Annotated in this window: 19 protein-coding genes; 12 read left to right on the plus strand and 7 right to left on the minus strand. The window is 38.5% G+C overall.

Translation table 11 applies throughout. The features are described from left to right. Both B4237_RS11230 and B4237_RS11235 read left to right on the plus strand, forming a co-directional pair. The coding region (locus B4237_RS11230) for an MFS transporter (protein ID WP_286943129.1) at positions 1-1,184 on the plus strand (1,184 nt) is incomplete at its 5' end. Between the two features lie 88 nt (positions 1,185-1,272). After that, entirely contained in the window at positions 1,273-1,398 is a 126-nt protein-coding gene (locus tag B4237_RS11235) for a YHYH domain-containing protein (protein WP_000733641.1), read from the plus strand. Between the two features lie 31 nt (positions 1,399-1,429). Here the strand turns inward: B4237_RS11235 and B4237_RS11240 are convergent, their stop codons facing one another. After that, entirely contained in the window at positions 1,430-1,699 is a 270-nt protein-coding gene (locus B4237_RS11240) for a metal/formaldehyde-sensitive transcriptional repressor (RefSeq protein ID WP_286943139.1), read from the minus strand. Between the two features lie 55 nt (positions 1,700-1,754). Between B4237_RS11240 and dmeF the strand changes: the two genes are divergently transcribed. Continuing rightward, positions 1,755-2,705 carry a CDF family Co(II)/Ni(II) efflux transporter DmeF gene (gene dmeF, locus B4237_RS11245; RefSeq protein ID WP_286943141.1) on the plus strand — a complete coding sequence of 317 codons (951 nt, stop codon included), beginning with the start codon at positions 1,755-1,757 and terminating at the stop codon, positions 2,703-2,705. Positions 2,706-2,751: 46 nt separating this feature from the next. On the opposite strand, the gene chrA is transcribed toward dmeF, so the two are convergent. The 4 genes from chrA to B4237_RS11265 form a co-directional block, all read right to left on the minus strand. Then, entirely contained in the window at positions 2,752-4,104 is a 1,353-nt protein-coding gene (chrA, locus tag B4237_RS11250; protein ID WP_286943143.1) for a chromate efflux transporter, read from the minus strand. 2 nt (positions 4,105-4,106) lie between these two features. Next, positions 4,107-5,027 (minus strand): chromate resistance protein ChrB domain-containing protein, encoded by a 921-nt coding sequence (locus B4237_RS11255; protein ID WP_286943145.1) that lies wholly within the window; start codon positions 5,025-5,027, stop codon positions 4,107-4,109. Between the two features lie 242 nt (positions 5,028-5,269). Beyond that, a complete protein-coding gene (locus B4237_RS11260; protein WP_286943148.1) occupies positions 5,270-6,415 on the minus strand; it encodes an XRE family transcriptional regulator in 1,146 nt (381 codons plus the stop codon). Between the two features lie 11 nt (positions 6,416-6,426). Beyond that, entirely contained in the window at positions 6,427-7,110 is a 684-nt protein-coding gene (locus tag B4237_RS11265) for a hypothetical protein (protein ID WP_286943150.1), read from the minus strand. Between the two features lie 934 nt (positions 7,111-8,044). On the opposite strand from B4237_RS11265, the gene B4237_RS11270 reads away from it, so the two are divergent. The 5 genes from B4237_RS11270 to thpD all read left to right on the plus strand — a co-directional run bounded on the left by B4237_RS11270 (position 8,045) and on the right by thpD (position 11,864). Further along, positions 8,045-8,479 (plus strand): MarR family winged helix-turn-helix transcriptional regulator, encoded by a 435-nt coding sequence (locus B4237_RS11270; RefSeq protein WP_004881726.1) that lies wholly within the window; start codon positions 8,045-8,047, stop codon positions 8,477-8,479. Positions 8,480-8,599: 120 nt separating this feature from the next. Continuing rightward, a complete protein-coding gene (gene ectA / locus B4237_RS11275) occupies positions 8,600-9,175 on the plus strand; it encodes a diaminobutyrate acetyltransferase (RefSeq protein ID WP_004881727.1) in 576 nt (191 codons plus the stop codon). 51 nt (positions 9,176-9,226) lie between these two features. Further along, positions 9,227-10,546 (plus strand): diaminobutyrate--2-oxoglutarate transaminase, encoded by a 1,320-nt coding sequence (ectB, locus tag B4237_RS11280; protein ID WP_286943153.1) that lies wholly within the window; start codon positions 9,227-9,229, stop codon positions 10,544-10,546. Then, positions 10,543-10,956: an ectoine synthase gene (locus B4237_RS11285; RefSeq protein WP_004881729.1), complete on the plus strand. Its 414-nt coding sequence runs from the start codon at positions 10,543-10,545 to the stop codon at positions 10,954-10,956. Before ectB ends, B4237_RS11285 begins: the two co-directional genes overlap by 4 nt. A gap of 2 nt (positions 10,957-10,958) precedes the next feature. Further along, complete coding sequence (gene thpD, locus B4237_RS11290) at positions 10,959-11,864, plus strand: ectoine hydroxylase (protein WP_061516019.1); 906 nt, start codon at positions 10,959-10,961, stop codon at positions 11,862-11,864. 36 nt (positions 11,865-11,900) lie between these two features. Here the strand turns inward: thpD and B4237_RS11295 are convergent, their stop codons facing one another. Together B4237_RS11295 and B4237_RS11300 are read right to left on the minus strand one after the other, a co-directional pair. Further along, positions 11,901-13,091 carry an MFS transporter gene (locus B4237_RS11295; protein ID WP_286943155.1) on the minus strand — a complete coding sequence of 397 codons (1,191 nt, stop codon included), beginning with the start codon at positions 13,089-13,091 and terminating at the stop codon, positions 11,901-11,903. A 20-nt stretch (positions 13,092-13,111) separates the two neighbouring features. After that, on the minus strand, positions 13,112-13,519 hold the full coding sequence (locus B4237_RS11300; protein ID WP_286943157.1) for a RidA family protein: 408 nt from the start codon (positions 13,517-13,519) through the stop codon (positions 13,112-13,114). A 71-nt stretch (positions 13,520-13,590) separates the two neighbouring features. Between B4237_RS11300 and soxR the strand changes: the two genes are divergently transcribed. The 4 genes from soxR to B4237_RS11320 form a co-directional block, all read left to right on the plus strand. Then, positions 13,591-14,076, plus strand: a complete 486-nt coding sequence (gene soxR / locus B4237_RS11305) for a redox-sensitive transcriptional activator SoxR (protein ID WP_023013696.1) — start codon at positions 13,591-13,593, stop codon at positions 14,074-14,076. A 690-nt stretch (positions 14,077-14,766) separates the two neighbouring features. After that, complete coding sequence (locus tag B4237_RS11310) at positions 14,767-15,894, plus strand: Re/Si-specific NAD(P)(+) transhydrogenase subunit alpha (RefSeq protein ID WP_004881734.1); 1,128 nt, start codon at positions 14,767-14,769, stop codon at positions 15,892-15,894. 11 nt (positions 15,895-15,905) lie between these two features. Next, entirely contained in the window at positions 15,906-16,229 is a 324-nt protein-coding gene (locus B4237_RS11315; protein ID WP_004881735.1) for a proton-translocating transhydrogenase family protein, read from the plus strand. A 3-nt stretch (positions 16,230-16,232) separates the two neighbouring features. Next, positions 16,233-16,969: NAD(P)(+) transhydrogenase (Re/Si-specific) subunit beta (locus B4237_RS11320; protein WP_286943161.1), on the plus strand; the 737-nt coding region annotated here is incomplete at its 3' end.

The raw sequence follows: 16,969 nt of genomic DNA on the forward strand, positions 1-16,969 counted from the left end.
AAGCTGCTCAAGTTCTTGGTATTGCTTTGGCAATTAAGATGATTGCTTATATCGGTGTAGCACCTATAGCATCAGCATTTGCAGAGCGCTTACCAAGAAAACAGGTATTGGTTGGATTAGATATTATCCGAGCATTAACAGCTTTGTGCCTACCATTTGTGACACAAATCTGGCAAATCTATATTCTCATTTTTATTCTGCAATCTGCATCTGCTGCATTTACGCCAACATTTCAGGCAATGATTCCAGATGTTCTGCCTGAAGAAAAAGACTATACCAATGCTTTGTCATTGTCTCGTTTAGCCTATGATTTGGAAAATATTATCAGTCCAATGCTGGCAGGTTTCTTACTCACTGTCATGAGCTACCATAATCTGTTTTTAGGAACAGTATTAGGTTTTATCGGTTCTGCTTTGTTTGTGGTAAGTGCAAAATTACCAGTTTCCAAAGTATCTGAATTTAGAGGTGTTTATAGTCGTATAAAGCAGGGAGCTAAAATTTATTTTAATACGCCAAGACTTAAGGCGTTGCTTGCTCTAAATCTAGCAATTGCTTCGGCGAGTGCGGTTGTGATTGTAAATACTGTTGTACTGGTTCAATCGACATTTAAACTTACAGAAAGTGCAACGACATGGGCATTTGGTTTATTTGGTCTTGGATCAATGTTATCTGCTTTTGTTTTGCCAAAGATATTGGATAAATTTCCTGATCGCTCTGTTATGTTGACTGGAACTACAATTCTTGTCATTGGATTATTCAGTGGTTCTTTGATTGCATCTTATAATGGTTTGTTAGCACTTTGGTTTGTCCTTGGTATTGGGTATTCAGTTTCACAAACACCTACAGGTCGCTTGATTCGCAAGTCTGCATCAAGTGAGAATAGAACATCTTTGTTTGCTGCCCAATTTGCTTTCTCTCATGCTTGTTGGCTGATTACTTATCCATTGGTTGGATGGCTAAGTACCAACATCGGCACTTTACAGACTTTTATTCCTATGGCACTTATTGCCGTTGTTGCTCTCATTCTAGCATTACGCTTATGGACAACTAAAGATGATGAGGTTTTGGTACATAGCCATGATGATTTACCCGCAGACCATGAACATGTGATTCAGCATCAAATCAATGGTGTGCATGTGCATGAATACGTGATTGATGACTACCATCAAAAATGGCCTAAATAATTCTTTTCGACTAATGGTTTAGAAGTGCATCGTTTATTTGTTGTACAATTTTAAACTTGTTTTATCGTTCAATAAAAAAGGAAACAATATGAAAAAACTAATCTTGGTATGTTTAATGGGGCTTGCGGTAACAAATGCTTTTGCTCATTCAGGCGGTACTGATTCTTCAGGATGTCACACGAATAGTAAAACAGGGGATCGTCACTGCCACTAATAATAAAAGTGAGTAGAACAAAATGTTCTACTCACTTTGAATAACGATCTAATAATAATAAGTATTTTTGCATTTCTTCTTCATCAAAATTTTGCTCTCCTTTAAGTACATGTTCTCTTAAATGTTGCTCAAGCAGTTGCTGCATTAACCCATTAACAGCCCCTTTAATTGCTGCAACTTGTTGTAAAACATCAAGGCAGGAGCTTTCTGGTATCAAAAGTGACTTTTCTACAGATGCAACTTGTCCTTGAATTCGTTTGATGCGATTAAAAATTTTTTTATCTTGATGCAAATGAGACATGATTTTTCCTTAAAAAAATATATACTGGGGGGAGTATCTTGGAAAGATAAAATTTATGCAACTTCATAGTAACTTGGATCGCTATCATTCCCATCAATTTGATGAGGGAAATCCCTTAGCTCAAAAAAAGATTCTTATCGCTACGATCTTAACAGCGATAATGATGGTACTAGAAATTTTTGGTGGTTGGATTTTTAATTCAATGGCACTGCTTGCAGATGGTTGGCATATGAGTTCGCATATGTTAGCTCTAGGCTTGGCATATTTTGCGTATCGAATGGCTCGTCATTATGCCCATGACAGAAGATTTAGCTTTGGTACTTGGAAAATTGAAATTTTAGCAGGCTATAGCAGCGCTATTCTTTTAATGGTAGTCGCGATATTAATGGGAATTCAGTCGATTGATCGTTTAATGAACCCTGTAAATATTCACTATAATGAAGCGATTCCTATTGCTATTGTTGGTTTATTAGTAAATTTAGTGTGTGCATGGTTATTGCACGATGGCGGAGACCATCACCATCATCATGGACATGACGACCATCACCATCATCATGGACATGACGACCACCACCATGATCATCACGATTTAAATCAAAAAGCAGCTTTTATTCATGTGGTTGCTGATGCTGTTACTTCGGTTCTTGCAATTGTGGCACTTATTGCTGGTAAATATTTTGGTTGGAATTTCTTGGATGCTTTATTGGGTGTTGTTGGAGCAATTCTTGTTGCAAAATGGTCATGGGGGCTATTGAGTGAGACAGGGAAAACCTTGTTAGATGCTGAAATGTCACATCCAGTTGTTGATGAAATTAAAGAAGTTATTGATCAGTTTACTCAAGTTAAAATAACGGACTTACACGTATGGAAAGTTGGAAAAGGAAAGTTTTCCTGCATCTTAGCCCTTGAGAGTACCGGTGCTGATTTAACACCAGATGCTGTAAAAAAAGCACTTTCTATTCATGAAGAAATTGTTCATGCAAGTGTCGAAATACATTTTATTTAATGCATATTTTTTCTGATTGAGTGGAGCTTATAGCTCCACTCAATTTTTATCCGCCAATGTATAACATTAAACCGCAAAGTGCAGAAGCAAAAATCACATACATGACTTTCACTTCAAAATGGAACAAGGCGATGAATGCTGCAATTGCAATGAATGCGGCTTCATAGTTGAAAGGTTGGTTGAATCCATTAGGCCATAAAACATGATAGCTGAAGAAAAGCGCTAAGTTTAGTATTACGCCGACAACAGCAGCAGTGATTGCTGTTAAAGGAGCGGTAAATTTTAATTCATTGTGAGTTGACTCAATAATTGGAGCACCAGCTAAAATAAAAATGAATGAAAAAAGGAATGTAAACCAAGTGACGATTACTGCACCAATCGCACCCGCTAAAAATAAGTGCTCGCTACCTAATAATGCATGATTAAAGCCACCTAAGAAGCCTACGAATGCAACAACCATGATCAGAGGACCAGGAGTACTTTCGCCAAGAGCTAAGCCGTCAATCATTTGTGTTGGGCCTAACCAACCATAAAAGTTTACAGCACCTTGATATACATAAGGTAATACTGCATAAGCTCCACCAAATGTTAGCAGTGCCGCTTTAGTAAAAAACCAAGCCATTTGAGTATAAGCATGATCCCAACCAAGCGTTAAAACCAAACTGATAATTGGGGCAAGCCATAGGATTGCTCCAATCAAAAGTATCTTAGCTAAATGTTTCCAATTAAATATGGCATGTTCTGGGGTCGGTGTATCATCATCAATTAATGCGGGACCATAATCTTTTTTACCTTGTTGGTGTGAACCTCCACCTGAAAAAATGCTTGGATATTTTTTACTTGCCAAGTATCCAATGATTGCAGCGGTTAGAACAATTAAGGGAAACGGAAGGTTAAAGAAAAAGATAGCAACGAATGCAAGTGCAGCAATTGCCCATAAAAATTTATTCTTTAATGATCGGCTGCCAATTCGGTAAGTTGCATGAAAGACGATAGCAACTACAGCAGGTTTAATTCCATAAAAGAGCCCAGCAATAATAGGAACATCACCAAACTTTACATAGACCCATGAGAGTGCGATTAGGATAAATAAAGAGGGTAAAACGAACAAGACACCTGCAACAATACCACCTATAGTCCTATGCATTAACCAACCTATGTAAGTTGCTAATTGTTGTGCTTCAGGTCCGGGTAATAACATGCAATAGTTGAGAGCATGTAAAAAACGTTTTTCAGAGATCCAGCGTTTTTGTTCAACGAGTTCTTGGTGCATGACAGCGATTTGTCCCGCTGGTCCACCAAAACTAATAAACCCCAATTTAAGCCAAAATAAGAAAGCTTGCCAAAAATGAACTGGCTGTGCTGGCTCTTCAGGTGCAGCGGCTTGTTCTTGTTCCATGATTATTCTCTTGATAGGTTGGCATATAAGCCATCAAAAATGTGATTTGATAAGGCAAATAGGTGATCATCATCACTTATCTGGCTTCTAATTCCTTGAATAACTTTTTCAATACCGATCGCTTCGGGAGGCTCAATTCCCCCTACATCTAGGTAATGAACAATTTCAGCGATTTTCTTTAATGCGGGTGTTTCTAGATCAAAACTATGTAAAAGAACTTCGAAGGTCACCCAATGATTGATATGGCTGAATGTTGCACCATCAAAATCGAATCCAAATGCTTCTTTTGGGCAGTCACTTGGTGTTTCTAACCAAATGAATGTTGGTGAGGTATCAATAAATGTCTTTATTAGCCATGCGGAGGCTAGACGATCAATCCAAGGTCTTTTACGTGTTGCCCAAATTCTATTTTGATAACTAGCTTTATCTAGAAGTTGAATATGAGCTTGTATTGCTTGAGGCTCATTCACTTCACCAAGACGTGCAATTGAAAGTTCTAATGAAGATAGCTCATTTAAAACCTGTGTTTGAGTCTCATCGGGGTAGTAGTCAATTTCTACAAGCGCATCAATATTTTTTCTTAATTTACGGACTTGCTTGAGCAGCTCTTTTTTTTCATCTTTAGTCTGTTTATCTCTCAACTCAGAGAGTTGTTTATAGAGGGCATAGTATTCTTCTTCTCGATTGAAGAAAGGAGCTAATTCAAGGTTTATAGGTTGGTCTGCGTGAAATACATAAGCAGTCCCTTGTTCTGAGATAACATCATTAGCAATAGGATCAAACTTTTCACTATGGGAAATAGGGAGTAAGTAGACTCCGTCTCTTAGAATTGCTGCACCACTTGCTTTGAGAGATCGCCAGACTCTCATACGAGTGGTTGTGTTCTGCGTAGGCAATGAGGATATGAGTAAGGATATTTTCATGTAATATACTCAACTTATTTGTTTAATATATTACATTATTATTGTTGTGGTACAAATATGAAGAACTGATTTCTTATATCAGAATAGATATTAAGATGAATGTAAAACTGAAGTTTCTCTAGGGCACAAGATGATTTGACAATGTTTGTGTTAAAGAGGCATAAATTGCTTAAATGTGAAAGTTTTGAAAAAGTACTCTTTAAAAAAAAGAGAACTTTTAACGTTCTCTTTTACATGAAATATTAGTCCAAAATTGTTAACTGGCTTCGGCGTCGTAGTGCTTCTAAATTTTGATATTTATTTACGAGATTAAAGGTAAGATTGTTAACCTCGTCTAGGTGCAGACATAGATCATTTGTTAACTTCGATAGATCAAAGTTTTCTTGAGCTAAAACTTGAAAGACCTTATCGAGTAAAAGAGAAGACTCATGGGCGATTGGATTAGGTTCATTATTTCGTCCTCGTTGTGCTAATTGTTTATAAATACTTGTGGCATTCCAATCAGTAATAATACCTAATTTACTACAACGATATGTTAAGGCAGCAGCAGAAACTTGCCATATCTCTTTTTTGGACAGAATACTTTTTAATGATGGGATTCTTAGCGGATCTGCTAGCAGGCTTCTACGTGGCATTAAAAAGGCGGAAGCAAAAGCATTTGCTTCTTGTTCTACGTGGATACCTTCAATTATTCCATGTTTGTGCATAACTAAATGACCTAGTTCATGGGCTAAGTCGAATCGACATCTTTCAGCAGTTCTGGATGTATTTAGAAAAATAAATGGGCGACCACTTGTCCATCTACAGCATGCATCAACATCTTGAGCTTCATCTGTAAGAGAAAAAACTCGAATACCTTTAGACTCTAAAAGTGCAATTAAATTGGGAATAGGCTGTTCTCCTAGTCCCCAGGCTTTTCTTACGGTATCGGCACATGCTTCAGGATAAGAGTATTCAAGATAATAATTACCCTCATCCTCATTAGCTTCGTCTAATAATTCAATTGTATCCGTGGAAAAGTCGCTTCTTAATTCATGTAAATCAGGTACATTGGGAAGTGGCAACTCAAAGTTCTGATCAATCCAGTCACTGATCATTTCAGCTAAGATAGTTTGGCTGATTGCCATATCTCTTTTTTTAGCTGTCATTTTAGATAGTGCTCTAAAACTAACAGATTCGACATGAATTTTTTCTACGTCATTTCCATAAAAGAAGCTGAGAGGAAAATCGAGAATCTCAGCTGCTTTTTCTAAAATTCTTTCATCAATTTCTTGGTTGTTATACCAGTTTGAAACAGTTCTATCAGTTACGTTTAATTGATGAGCCAAATCTCTCTTGGTCAAACCACGACGTTGACGAGCGAGATCGAAACGACCCATATTGAACATAATATTGTCTCTTAAGCATTTTTGCGTCTGATTTCAAAATCAATCGACGGGGGAGTTGGTACAGGGGAAAGAATACTATCAAATTCAGACTCAGGATCGAAACTAATTTCTTTTAAAATAATTCTTTCATGGTACTCAGCAAAGAATTTACCATTGTCTGTGAGTTTTGAAGGGCAAGATAGCTCGCTTCTAATTATTTTATTTTTATAATCAATGTAGTACATCAAAACCCAGCACCAAGTGTCTACAACTGCTTGTTCAGTTAACATGTCACCATGTAATTGGGCATTCGCTATTTTAGCAAACATACTTCCTTTTGGATTTCTATTTCTAGCAACCTTTTCAATCTTTAGGGATTCTGTATTTGAAGGAGTTTGTCCCTTTAATCCAACACATGTATTTCCCGCCATAAAGCTAATTAAAATCCCTCGTTTCTCATTACGGACCCATTCAGAGTTCCCTTGGGTGTATTTTGAATAACCTTTGGTTAATAGTCGTTCTCTTAAAAAAGCGGTTCCTTCAGCAAAATGCCTATAGCCACCATAAATTTTAGGGTGATTACTTGTTGTCTCATTACGTGCTGTAAAACCATCTTCTATGATTCCAAGTAAAACCTTCGAGTCAAAATCAAAAACTTCTTTTAATCTATTTTGGGCATCAAGTGGATCATCAATTGTTAGGTATAATGGCTGCATAAAATTGGCTCTATTAGCTTATCATTTATTCAGCATACATATTTTTAGGTAAAAAAAATAGAAATATTCATAGTTTTTGGTTAAAAAAATAGAAATTAAATTGTTTCAAGATTTATAAGAAACAATAATATCGACTGATAGGTATATTCGTAGGATTTAGGTAGAATTGTGGATAATTCATGAGTTGTTAACATCTTACGAGGTTTTTTTTTAACAAAAGACTATTTTTTTTAATTATTATTAATAAGTTTCTACACCAATTTTACACCTTAAATTTTTTTTACTTTAATATATTATTGATTTTATTTTGTATTTTAAATATTTCTCTCCAATCCATCATCGGTGCAACGGATATTCTAGGATGTATTTCTTTGATTACATTATTTTGAATATCAGACATTTGAACACCAATAGAATCAATAAGAGAGGAGAGTCAGACCTGTATATTACCCATCAACTTTATGTGCTGAATATATGAGCTCGAAGAACATTTCTCATACATCAATTCAAGTGACTGCGATAAATCAGAAAATTCTGAAAACAGATTAAAAAAGCAGGAGCTGAATTATACTGGAATGCTAGAATTTAGCAAAAATTTCAATACTGGCATGAATATTGAATAGATTAATATTTGCTCAAATTTGCATTTCGATCCATTACATAAAATTACACAAATTATATAACATTGATTTTTATAGTTAAATTTAGTTATTTAATATAATAATAGTTTCAATTCAAACTATTTCACCTCAATCAATTTGAAGAAAAAATATTCGCTCCCTATAATGATTTTCACTCATGGGATCAGGAAGAAAAGTATTTGGCTTAGATATTCAGAGCGATAAATAGCGTGGTAATTTTCCATTAAAATACAGACAACATCATGTACAACGTACTAAAATAGTGTGTTTAGCTTTTTTTGTGCGTGATTGAGATGGATGATGCTGTACGTGTTTTGCAAAGTGTTCGGCGGATAGAACAATGTGTGGAGCTTTATTCCAAACGATTGTCTCAACTTCACCATATCACCACACCACAATTAGTTGCTCTGATGACGATTGCAAAAATTGGGCCTTGCAGTATGTCTGCGATAGGGAAAGCAATTTTTGTAAGTCCAAGTACGGTTGTTGGGATCGTTGATCGCCTAGAAGAAAAAGGGTTGGTATTGCGTATGAGGGATACACAAGACCGTCGACATGTACGTGTCAGCCTGACTTCAAAAGGTGAGCAATTACTCGATCAATCACCATCTGCATTACCAGAAGGTTTTTCACTGGCTTTACAAGCATTAACCAATGATGAGCGCCAAAGTCTCGTTATTTCGTTAGAGCAGTTTGCCCAGTTATTAGAGGCAAAAGTTCCAAATTAAAGCCAGTAAAAAGCAAGATAATACAGATAAAGATGTGATTAATTTCTAACAGCCCAAAAGCTTTTCTGATACCACACTTAACTTGAGTATGCCGAGTATGGAAATACAAAAGGAGATAGCGTGGAAGCTTTATCAAGACAGTCGATACGTTCGACCAAACAATCAATTATTCATCAATTGAATCAATACAATGTGCGCAACTTTCAACCACAAGATGTGCGTGAAGTTCATGCCTTGATTCAATCTTGTCCATCTTTGGATTTAAATTCACTCTACGCTTATGCTTTACTTGCTGAGCATCATACGGACACTTGTTTTGTTGCTTATGATCATAAGGGACAAATTTGTGGTGCTGTCACGGGATATATTTGCCCTGAAGAGCCAGATACTTACTTCTTGTGGCAGATTGCGGTCTCGCCCACAGTACAAGGAAAAGGCATAGGCTCCTTACTCCTTGATAATGTTAGAGAACAATGCCTAGAACCCCGCCAATTAAAACGATTAAAAACAACAATTTCACCAAGCAACAAAGCCTCTCAAAATCTTTTCCGCAGTTTCGCTTCCCGTTTTGATGTTGATTGTAAAGTCAGTCCATTTTTATCAAAACAGGCGTTGCAACCCTTAGAACCAGAACCTTTTGAAACACAACATGAACCTGAAGATCTCTACACATTGGGGCGTTGGGATTGGAATTGATCAACCTTTAAAACGTTGATCTTGTTGTTTTACATTCACTCGGAGTGATTCATGAATATTTTCAGCCGATTAGAGTCTGAAGTACGCGGCTATATCCATTCTTTTCCTACAGTATTTAAAACTGCAAAAAATGCAGTTTTAGTGGACGAGAAAAATAAGCACTACATCGACTTTTTGGCGGGTGCAGGCACATTAAACTATGGACATAACAATCCAGTCTTAAAGCAAGCTGCGATTGACTATCTGATGCAAGATGGGATTGTGCATGGTTTGGATATGGCAACGTCTGCAAAGAAAGCGTTTATTGAGACTTTTGAGCAATACATTTTAAAGCCAAGAGCTTTGGATTATAAGTTGCAATTTACTGGTCCAACAGGGACTAATGCAGTTGAAGCTGCGATTAAACTCGCACGTAACGTGACCAAGCGACACAATATTATTGCTTTCACCAATGGCTTTCATGGTGTCAGCTTAGGTGCACTTTCACTTACAGGAAACCAGAAGTTCCGTGAAGCAGCTGGTGTTGAGTTAGGTAATGTTCATCATGCTGCTTATGCAGGCTATTTTGGTGATGACGTTGATACCATTGCGATGCTCGACAAACTGCTCACAGATCGAAGCAGTGGTGTGGATTTACCTGCTGCGATTATTGTGGAATGCGTGCAAGGTGAAGGTGGTCTAAATACAGCAAGTATGCAATGGCTTAAAAAACTTTCGACCTTGTGTAAGCAGCACAAAATATTATTAATTGTGGATGATATTCAAGCAGGATGTGGTCGTTCTGGAAGTTTCTTTAGTTTTGAAAAAGCTGAGATTTACCCTGATATTGTGACTTTATCTAAATCACTGTCAGGCTTTGGTTTGCCGATGTCTTTGGTGCTATTTAAGCCATCTTTAGATATTTGGAAATCGGGACAACATAACGGAACTTTCCGCGGTAATAATCTAGCATTTGTCACTGCAACAACAGCCATTCAAAAATTCTGGGCAGATCAAAAGTTCCAAACAGAATTGGGGCAAAAGTCTGAGCTGGTGAGCAGCCGTCTAAGACACATCGTGCAAAAATTTCCTGAAGCTGAGCTGACACATCGTGGTCGTGGGTTGATGCAAGGCGTTGCCTTTAAAAATCCTGATTTGGCTGATGAGGTGACAACACAAGCGTTCAATCTAGGCTTAGTGATTGAAACCTCAGGTAGTCGTGGCGAAGTGGTGAAATTGCTTCCACCATTGACCATTGAAAATGAGACCTTAGAAAAAGGGATCGACCTGCTAACTCAGGCGATTGAGCAAGTTGTGCAAGATGATGCTCACGCTAAAACTTTGAGTACTCAAAGCAAATCTATGAATAAATTACAAGGAGCTGTTTCATGATCGTACGTCAACTACAAGATATCTTAAATACTGAGCGTGATGTGCAAACAGAAACTTGGGCAAGCCGCCGTCTACTGTTACAAGAAGATGGCATGGGCTTTTCTATGCATGAAACAACGATTTTTGCGGGTACACAAACGCATATTTGGTACAAAAATCATTTGGAAGCGGTGTATTGCGTACAAGGTGAGGGTGAGGTCGAACTGATCCCTTCTGGTGAAGTCTACAAAATTACACCGGGAACATTGTATGCCTTGAACAAAAATGACAATCACTATTTACGTGCAAAAACGGATTTAGTGTTGGTGTGTACCTTTAATCCTGCATTGGTTGGAACGGAAGTTCACGACAAAGATGGTGTTTATGCAACACCTGAACAAATGATGAAACAAGTGGAGGAGGAGGCTTAATCATGCAAATGAGTAATCCTTATCTAACTCGACGAAATGATTCGGCTGCAATTGTGGCGCGTGTTGATCCTGTGGTTTATGAAGAAAGTATCACACAAGGTGTATCCGAGCAGCAAAAGCAAGACTATGCCAAAAATGGTTTCTTACAGATAGATCACTTGTTTAGTGCAGAAGAAGTGAAATATTTGCTCGATGAATTGCATCAAATGCGGCAAGATTTTGCGGTGCAGCAACGTCCAGAAGCTATTATCGAAAGAGAAAGCCAAGAAGTACGTTCAATCTTTAACGTACATCGTTTGAATGAGGTATTTAAAAACTTAGTTTCAGATGAACGTGTACTGAATGTTGCACGATCATTGCTTGGTAGCGAAGTTTATGTGCATCAGTCTCGTATCAACTATAAGCCGGGTCTGCACGGCAAAGAGTTCTTTTGGCATTCTGACTTTGAAACTTGGCATAGTGAAGATGGTATGCCAAGAATGCGCGCGTTGAGTTGTTCGATTTTATTGACAGATAATAGCGAACATAATGGGCCGTTATTGGTGATCCCGGGATCGCACAAGCATTATATTTCTTGCCAAGGTGAAACACCTGATGAGCACTATAAAAAGTCTTTGAAGAAGCAAGAATATGGTGTGCCAGATGGCAGTTTATTAGAGTATCTGGCTGATATGGGGGGTATTCACTCTTGCACAGGATTAGCTGGAAGCGTTGTGTTCTTCGATTGCAACCTTATGCATGGTTCAAATAGCAATATTACGCCATTCTCTCGGAGCAATATTTTCTTTGTCTACAATAGTATCGACAATCAATTGCAACAACCTTTAGGCGGTATTAAGCCTCGACCTGAGTTTATTGCAGCCAGAGAAGATATAGACGCTATTCAACCCAAAAACTTAGAACTTTAAGTCAAAAAAGCCAAGTCTCAGGACTTGGCTTTTTATTTACTCGGTGATGGCTTTCGGCACACTGAAATAACTATCTAAAAAGCTAAATAGCATACAAGCAAACACAAGGCTAATCCCTGCTAGGCATGTCATGCTCCAACCACCGTGATTCCAAGCAAAAATACCTAAAGCAGAACCGCATGCACCACCTGTGAAATAGGCTGTCATATAAATGGCATTGATACGTGATTTGGCATCAGGACGTAAACGGAAAATAATACTTTGGTTACTGGTATGCACCAGTGCTAATGCTAATTGAATCAGTGCAAAACCAAGAATATAACTGATAAGGAATGTTTGACCGTAGTAGAAAAAGATCCAACTCAAAATAAATAATCCGCAACCGATCCAAGTTAAATGTTTGGTATAACCTTGGTCTGCATATTTACCAATATATTGAGTTGAAAGCGCACCAAAAATACCGACTAAAGTCACCATACCAATCAACAAATCAGGTAGGTGATGTGCCGAACTCAGTAATAAAGCAATTGTAGAATATAAAATGCTGACTGCTGCAAAAGCGAATCCACCTGCAAGTGCACGTAACATTAGGCACTTTTCTTGTTTCAATAGCTGAGCCATAGAAACAAACACTTGACCATAGTTTAGCTTCATGCGCATTACATAAGGAAGGCGGCTTTTCAGTGCATAGGCCAAAATCAACATGAGTATTCCACTCACCACATAAATGACTTTCCAGTGAAATAAATTCGAGAACAGTCCTGCCAGACTTGTAGAAAGTAAAATACCGACCAGTAAGCCACTCATGAGAAAGCCAACCACTTCACCTGTTTTTTCGGGTTGTACAGTAATGGTTGCAAGTGGGATAAGCACCTGTGCTGCAACAGAAAATAATCCTGCCATAACTGTACCAACCCACAGCATTGGAAGATTCACAGAGAATGCACTAATGAATAGACCAACTGCACACAAAGCCATAAGCAATGGAATAAATTTGGTTTTATTCACCACATCACCCATCGGCACGATAAATAATAGTCCGAGTGCATAGGAGACTTGTGCAAAAGTCACGGTGAGAGCTGCTTGACCTTCGGTCACAGAAAAAAACTGTTGGATTGAGTGAATCAAAGGTTGACTATAATAGTTGGCGCCAGCACATAAACCACATGCTGCCGCCATAAACCAAAGCAAGGCTTTATTTTGACTAATATCTTCAGGAGCAGACATAAATTTTCTCTGTAGTTGGTTTATGCGGTGTATGCGGTTGCTTCGATTTCAATCAGCATGCCATTTAAGGCCAAACGTGAGACAGGAATGAGCGTGCAAACAGGGAAGGCATGATGTTTCCACAAGCTCTGCATGACTTGAATCAATATCTGATGTTTTTCAGGATTATGATCAACAATTAAAATGCGTAAAACGGCAATATCTGTATATTGTGCTTGAACTGAGCTGAGCGCATGTTGAATATTATAAAAGACTTGTTGTACCTGTTGGTCAAAATTTTCAGAAAGAACACCATTTTTATTTTCACCGCCTTGACCTGCAATATGAATGATGCGTTGATTGGGGTGTATAACTGCAATATGGCTATAACCGTTGCTACGTGGATCATAGAGTTCACTTGGATTTGTGATTTTAAATGCTTGATTCATAGCTCTACATCATTTTGAAATCTGAGTTATGTTAGTATCAAAGCTCAAGTTAACTAGAGGTCAAGCATATTTTGAAAAAAGAACATCCGCAGGCTTGGCTGACGATTGGTGAACTTGCAAAACGTAGCGGCGTCAGTGTACCGACAATTCGTTTTTATGAAGAAAAGCAATTGATTTGGGGGATACGAACAGCTGGCAATCAGCGTCGCTATCAACGAGCGATGCTGAGACGAATCGCAATTGTGAAAGCAGCACAGCAGGTTGGTATTAGTCTACAGCAGATAAAAACCACGTTTAGTTCATTACCTAAACAGCAGGTTGCGACGAAAAAAGACTGGCAGCAGATGTCGCTGCAATGGCAGGGACAACTTGATCAACAGATTATGATGTTGTTACAACTTCGCCAGCAGCTCGATCAATGTATTGGATGTGGGTGTCTTTCTTTAGATCAATGTCCACTAAGAAATCCTGATGACTGTTTAGCAGAGGAGGCAATGGGAGCACATTTTCAAGAAATTTTATTTATGCTCAATCAAAAGAAAGAAGAAGTTGAATAGAGAATAAAAAATACGCACCAATATTGTGCATTTATCTTGATTTTGTTGGACGAAATCATACAAATATCACTTGAAAAAATGCCATTTTAAGTTTTTACATTTCTTTTTACTTTTTATTTGGATTCGACTGAAAGTATGGGCAAAGATAACTCTACCTTAAATAGTAGCTCGATTTATTAATAAGAAATGCTCAGCTCTATGTCGCCGAAAAGACCAATAAAAGTTCAAATAAGCCAATCCCTCCTAACAACTGCATGATTATGATGCGAAATCAGCCCTTGAATCTGTTGAGATGCAAACGATCAGCTAAAGACAAATAGATGGATTTGGTTTGAAAGTGTCTTCAATACAGATGAAATAAAGGTTTATTTAATAAATCTCACTTGGATCTTTCTTGCTAGAAAGAAAAGAGTAGAACGATGCATGGATCGATATCGAGCATGATCAGAATTTCATATTAAGACAATATGAATGAATTGGTTTTGCTGATCAAAAGGCAAACCTGCGGATCATACAAGTTTGAATAAGAAAAGTGAATCATCAGTTCAAAATATAGGTATTTATTAAATAAATATTGGGTGGAATTTTAAAAAAGTTCCATTAGAATCCAAATTTCTACAAAGAATACTCCTGGGGGAAACATTGCGAGTCGCGATGTTTACTTAAGAACAACTAGCTTGAGGAACGCTCATGCAGATCGGAATCCCAACCGAAACTGTCGCAGGTGAAAGCCGCGTAGCTGCTACACCAGAGACAGTTAAAAAGTTGATTAACGCAGGTCATAGCGTTGTCATTGAACGTGGTGCTGGTGTTAAAGCTGCGTATATTGACAGTGCTTATGAACAAGTTGGCGCAACCATTACGGACGATGCATATACAGGTAGCCAAATTATTTTGAAAGTACGCGCTCCTAAAGGCGAAGAAATTCAAAAGCTTGCGGCGAATACTACTGTAGTAGCAATGTTTGACCCTTACCGCAATTCAGAATTAGACCAATTCGCTGCTCAGCAAGTGAATGCTTTTGCTTTGGAATTACTTCCTCGTACGCTTTCACGCGCACAAAACATGGACGTACTTTCATCTCAAGCAAACTTGGCAGGTTATAAATCTGTATTGCTTGCTGCGGCTGAATATCAACGTATGTTCCCAATGTTAATGACGGCTGCGGGTACTGTAAAACCTGCACGTGTTGTGATCATGGGTGTTGGTGTTGCTGGTCTGCAAGCAATTGCAACAGCAAAACGCCTTGGTGCGGTTGTTGAAGCAACTGACTTACGTCCAACAGCGAAAGAGCAGGTTGAATCTTTAGGTGGCAAATGGTTAGACGTGCCAATGTCCGATGAAGAGAAGCAACGTGCTGCCGAAGCTGCGAAAAGCGGATATGGTTGGCAGCCAGGTGAGCAATACATCAAAGATCAAGCTGCGATTGTAGATAAAGCGGTATCAAATGCAGATATCGTGATCACGACTGCATTGATTCCAGGTCGTAATGCGCCACGTTTAATCAAAGCTGAAACTGTTGCCAAGATGAAACCAGGTTCAGTCATTTTAGATATGGCAGTTGAAACTGGCGGTAACGTTGAAGGCTCTAAAGAAGGCGAGACCGTTACAACTGAAAATGGCGTGAAGATTTTGGGTATTCCAAACATTCCAGGCACAGTTGCAACTGAAGCATCTGCATTGTACGCACGTAACGTATTTAACTTTGTTGAGACATTATTCGACAAAGAAAAAGGTTTTGTACTCAATCAAGAAGATGAAATCCAAAAAGCGTTACTCGTGACTCATGGCGGTCAAGTACTGCTCAAGCGCGGTTAAGGAGAGTTCTCATGGTTGAAACGATTACAATTTTCGTCCTTGCCATCTTCGTAGGTTATTACGTTGTTTGGGGTGTAACACCTGCATTGCATACGCCATTAATGGCGGTTACGAATGCATTGTCTTCAATCATTATCGTTGGAGCAATGATTCAAACTGTAGGTATGCCTGCGATTGGTGTTGATGCAAACGTTGCTTTCCAAAGCGTAAACGTTGTTAGCATTTTGGGTGCAGTTGCTGTGTTCTTGGCAAGTATCAACATTTTTGGTGGCTTTGCTGTAACTGCTCGTATGCTTGAAATGTTCAAGCCGAAGCAAAAGAAAAAAGAGGGCTAATTGATGGAATTTATTCGAGACTATGCGGATTGGTTCTACCTTGTTGGTGCAGTCCTCTTTATCTTAACGTTGCGTGGTTTGTCAGGTCCTAAGACTGCGATTCAAGGTAACCGTTACGGTATGATCGCAATGACTATTGCGGTAATCACGACATTCTTCGTTGCAGAACATCCTGTTGTTTGGATGATCGTTGGTGCGATGGTGTTGGGTGGTATTGTTGGTATCGCTCGTGCGAGAACGGTTCCAATGACGCAAATGCCTGAAACAGTTGCGTTGATGCACTCATTAGTTGGTTTGGCTGCGGTATTGATCGCGATTGCTGCAATTCTGCATAACAACCAATTAACAGTATTGTTTGAACAAAACGAAGCTGCTTTAAGTGCTGCTGGTGTTCAGCATGCTCACATGAGTGCGGTTCATTTATTTGAATTGTTTGTCGGCTGTTTCGTTGGTGCGATTACCTTTACAGCATCTGTATTTGCTTACGGTAAACTTGCTGCGAAAAAATGGGCAAAAACGATTTCTGGTGCATGGGTTAAACCTGTTCAAGCAACGATTTTCATCGCAATGCTTGCATGTGGTTTCTACTTCTTCACTACTGGTAACATGACTGCATTCTGGGCAATGACAGCGCTTGCACTTGCATTCGGTTGGGTTTGGATTGCACCAGTAGGTGGTGGTGATATGCCAGTTGTGGTATCGCTTCTTAACTCATTCTCTGGTTGGGCTGCGGCAGGTAT

Source organism: Acinetobacter sp. UBA6526 (genome assembly GCF_002434875.1).
Lineage (GTDB): Bacteria > Pseudomonadota > Gammaproteobacteria > Pseudomonadales > Moraxellaceae > Acinetobacter > Acinetobacter venetianus.